Genomic DNA, 4,113 nt, shown 5'->3' with positions numbered 1-4,113 from the left:
ACTTGGGGGGGCCGCTTCCTATTTCTCTACGGCCGCTTCCCTCTATAGTCCGGTCAATCTGGTAGCCGTGGTCGGTACCGATTTCCCTCAAGAATATTTGGAGTTTTTCCGCAGCCGGGCGATCAATCTCTCTGGCCTACAGGTACGGCAGGGTCGTACTTTCCGCTGGGTCGGGCGCTACCATCTCGATATGAATGTACGTGACACGCTCGATACGCAGCTTGGTGTCTATGCGGATTTCCATGCAGTGATCCCCCCTGAGTATCGTGATAGTGCGCTCCTCTTTCTGGCCAACATCCAGCCTGACTTGCAGCGGGAGGTTCTGGATGCCATGCCCCAGGTGCGCTTGTCTGTCCTGGACTCGATGGATCTCTGGATCAATACGGCGCGTTCGCAGTTGACGGAGGTGATGCGCCGTGTTGATATCATGCTAATGAGTGAGGAGGAGCTGCGTCTCTATACCGGCTGCGCCAGCGTAGTGGCCGGCGCCCGTCAGCTCTTCAGTCTGGGGCTGAAGTATGTCATCGTGAAGCAGGGCAGCTATGGCGCTTTGCTCTTCGGTCATGATGGCAGCTATTTCAGCGCTCCCGCCTATCCTCTTGAGGAGGTAGTCGACCCTACTGGCGCCGGCGACGCTTTCGCCGGGGGCCTGCTTGGCTATTTATCAACTGTGGAGCCGGGGCCAGATGGTCGCTATCGCTGGGAGGATTTGAAGCGTGCCGTGGTGCATGGCAATATCCTTGGTTCTTTCGTCTGTGAGGATTTCAGTATCCGTCGTCTGCAGCGGCTGACGTTGGCAGAGGTCGCTGCCCGCTATCAGGAGCTGGTGACCTGCTCGCATTTTGATCCCAATTGGCTGCCTCCACGCTCAGCAGCGACGGCTCCTGCTGGATGAGCCTGGCCTTTTACCCGCCTCTGGGCTGGCCTGCCTGCAGGCCGGTGAGGAGACATGGCTGCTAAGCTGCCTGATAGGAGAGGCGAGAGGTGATAAAGCTAGGGCCTCCGCGAAATTAGAAAAGAAGAAGGGAAAGAGGGTCTATGACCACATCAACACAAGGAGATGTTAAGGATCGCTCACTGGCTCCGCGTGGAAAAGAGCGTATCGAATGGGCCGCGCGAGACATGCCTGTGTTACGCCTCATTCGCGAACGCTTTAGTCAGGAACAGCCACTGAGGGGCATTCGCATGGCTGGCTGCCTGCATATCACGACGGAGACGGCTAATCTGGCTTTGACGCTGCAGGCTGGCGGCGCCGATCTTGTACTCTGCGCTTCGAATCCCCTCTCGACGCAGGATGATGTGGCTGCGGCGCTGGTGGAGGAGTATGGCATTCCGACTTTCGCTATCAAGGGCGAGGATGAGGAGACCTATTATCGCCATATTCATGCGGCGCTGGATCATCGCCCTCAGTTGACGATGGACGATGGTTGCGATCTGGTGTCAACGCTGCACAGTAGCCGCAGCGATCTGCTCGGGCAAGTGATCGGTGGTATGGAGGAGACGACCACTGGCGTGATTCGCTTGCGTAGCATGGAGAAGCAGGGGGTTCTCAAGTACCCGGTGCTGGCCGTCAACGAATCCAATACGAAGCACCTCTTTGATAATCGCTATGGTACGGGTCAGAGTACACTCGATGGCATCATTCGAGCGACCAATTTGTTGCTGGCCGGGCGGACGATCGTGGTACTGGGATACGGCTGGTGTGGGCGCGGTGTCGCGGCCCGGGCGCGCGGTCTGGGGGCCAATGTCGTGGTGACGGAGGTGGACCCAATTCGGGCCCTGGAGGCGGTCATGGATGGCTTCCGTGTGCTGCCCTCACTGGAAGCGGCGGCTATCGGCGATATCTTCATCACTGTGACAGGCAATCTCAATGTGATCGATCGCTCTCATCTGGAGCGCCTCAAGGATGGGGCGGTGCTGGCTAATTCAGGCCACTTCAACGATGAGATCAACATCCCTGCGCTAGAGCAGTTAGCGGTACGTAAGCGGCGTATCCGCGATTTTGTCGATGAGTATACCTATGCCGACGGGCGTCAGGTTTATTTGCTGGGCGAAGGGCGTCTGATTAATCTGGCCGCCGCTGAGGGACACCCTGCAAGCGTCATGGATATGAGCTTTGCTAATCAGGCCCTGGGCGCCGAATATATGCTTAAGCACGCCAAGGAGCTGCTGCCGCGTGTCTACACGCTGCCTCTGGAAATCGACCAGGATATCGCGCGCCTCAAGCTAAAGGCAATGGGGGTCACTATCGATACCTTGACCACTGAGCAGCGGACCTACCTCGATTCCTGGGAGGCAGGTACCTGAGCCTGACCCTCGGGCTGGCCAGGCGGTGAGGGGCTGGCGTTCGCTGAGAGAGTAGGGCACGAGCCAGCCCCGCTCTCTTGACAGTGAGCAGCGTTCTTCGATATACTGAGACAAACCTGACCTGTTGTGGACAGGAAGCACCAGCGTCTCCGGTGTTTTGTTTAGTGTCCGCTTAGTAGACAGCACACCTACAATTGAATACAGTTCGTGTGAGATCTGCTCTCATCCAGAGAGGTGGAGGGAAACGGCCCGATGAAGCCCGGCAACCCATCTGCCGCCGTGGCCACTGCCCACGCTGCAGGAAGGGTGCCAATTCCGGCGGAGCGTTCCGCAAGATGAGGGGGATAAGCAAGGTGACGTTGCTAGACCCCTGCTTGCCAGGGGTCTTTTTGTGCCTTATGCGCCGCTGCAACCACTGCATTGATCCCCGCATCGCCTGTCTCCAGTGACTAGGTGAGTGAATGACCTGCTCGATTAGCAGGCAGATAGAGCAAAAGTGAAGGCAGAGAGTGCCAGTTTTCTCGTCAGGAGGAATGTCTTCGGTGAGCAGTACTATGAGTAGCTTCATGAGCAGCCCAAAGTTGTTCTTTACCAGCGAGTCGGTCACAGAGGGGCATCCTGACAAGCTATGTGACCAAATCTCGGATGCCATTCTTGATGCCATTCTGGCCCAGGACCCGCACGCGCGCGTTGCCTGTGAGGCGGCGACGACTACCGGTCTAGTCCTGGTGGCCGGTGAGATCACGACCTCAGCTTGGATCGACATGCCCGCGGTGGTGCGCAAGACGATCGAGCAGGTTGGCTACATTAATGCAGAGTATGGCTTTGACTATCGCACCTGTGGTGTTGTGACCTCCATTGGCAAGCAGTCCCCGGATATCGACCTGGGGGTGAGCCGTTCGGCTGAGGTCAAGAGCGGTCTTGTGCTGACTGATGATGAGCTGGAGCAGATCGGCGCTGGCGACCAGGGCATGATGATTGGCTTTGCCTGCAATGAGACCCCCGAGCTGATGCCTTTGCCGATCAGCCTGGCGCACAAATTAACGTATCAACTGGCGCAGGTACGGCGGCGTTCCTGGGCTGGCGATGGACCGATGCCCTATCTGCGTCCCGATGGCAAGAGTCAGGTCACTGTCCAGTACGAATATGGACGTCCGGTGCGTGTTGATACAATCGTGGTCTCTGCGCAGCATGCGGACTACGTTGATCAGGAGCAGATTCGTCACGATGTGCTAGAGTATGTGATTAAGCCCGTCATTCCTCCTCATCTACTCGATGAACGAACGCGCATTCTGGTCAATCCTACAGGGCGCTTTGTCATCGGGGGACCGATGGGCGACGCCGGTCTGACGGGACGCAAAATTATTGTCGATACCTATGGTGGCATGGCGCGCCACGGTGGTGGGGCCTTCAGTGGTAAGGACCCGACGAAGGTCGATCGCTCCGCAACCTATATGGCTCGCTATATTGCCAAAAATCTCGTCGCTGCTGGTCTGGCGGACCGCCTCGAACTCCAGATTTCCTATGCTATTGGCGTGGCTCGTCCCCTCTCTCTATTTGTCGATACTTTCGGTACCGGGCGAGTCTCTAACGAAGAGCTGGTTCGGCTCATCAATGAGCATTTTGATCTCCGTCCTGCCGCCATTATCCAGAAGCTGAATCTACGCCGCCCGATCTATCGACCGACAGCCGCCTACGGGCATTTTGGTCGTACTGATATTGATGCCCCCTGGGAGGCGCTCGATATGGTACCGGCCTTGCGGCGGAGCGTTGGCGCTAGTGTTGATGGGGATGCCTCTGCTCCAT

Annotated in this window: 3 protein-coding genes and 1 riboswitch; all 3 genes read left to right on the top strand. The window is 57.5% G+C overall.

What is annotated here, in order from left to right; genetic code table 11:
- On the top strand, positions 1-895 hold an 895-nt coding region (locus tag IRZ24_RS17560), incomplete at its 5' end, for a PfkB family carbohydrate kinase (protein ID WP_297167094.1).
- 143 nt (positions 896-1,038) lie between these two features.
- A complete protein-coding gene (gene ahcY, locus IRZ24_RS17555; protein WP_297167092.1) occupies positions 1,039-2,307 on the top strand; it encodes an adenosylhomocysteinase in 1,269 nt (422 codons plus the stop codon).
- 219 nt (positions 2,308-2,526) lie between these two features.
- A riboswitch (SAM riboswitch) is annotated at positions 2,527-2,649 on the top strand.
- 224 nt (positions 2,650-2,873) lie between these two features.
- Positions 2,874-4,113: methionine adenosyltransferase (gene metK / locus IRZ24_RS17550; protein ID WP_366914328.1), on the top strand; the 1,240-nt coding region annotated here is incomplete at its 3' end.

It is taken from the genome of Thermogemmatispora sp., from assembly GCF_019683755.1.
Lineage (GTDB): Bacteria > Chloroflexota > Ktedonobacteria > Ktedonobacterales > Ktedonobacteraceae > Thermogemmatispora.
Note: the sequence above shows the minus strand (reverse complement) of the source record. Positions and strands in the feature narration are given on the sequence as shown.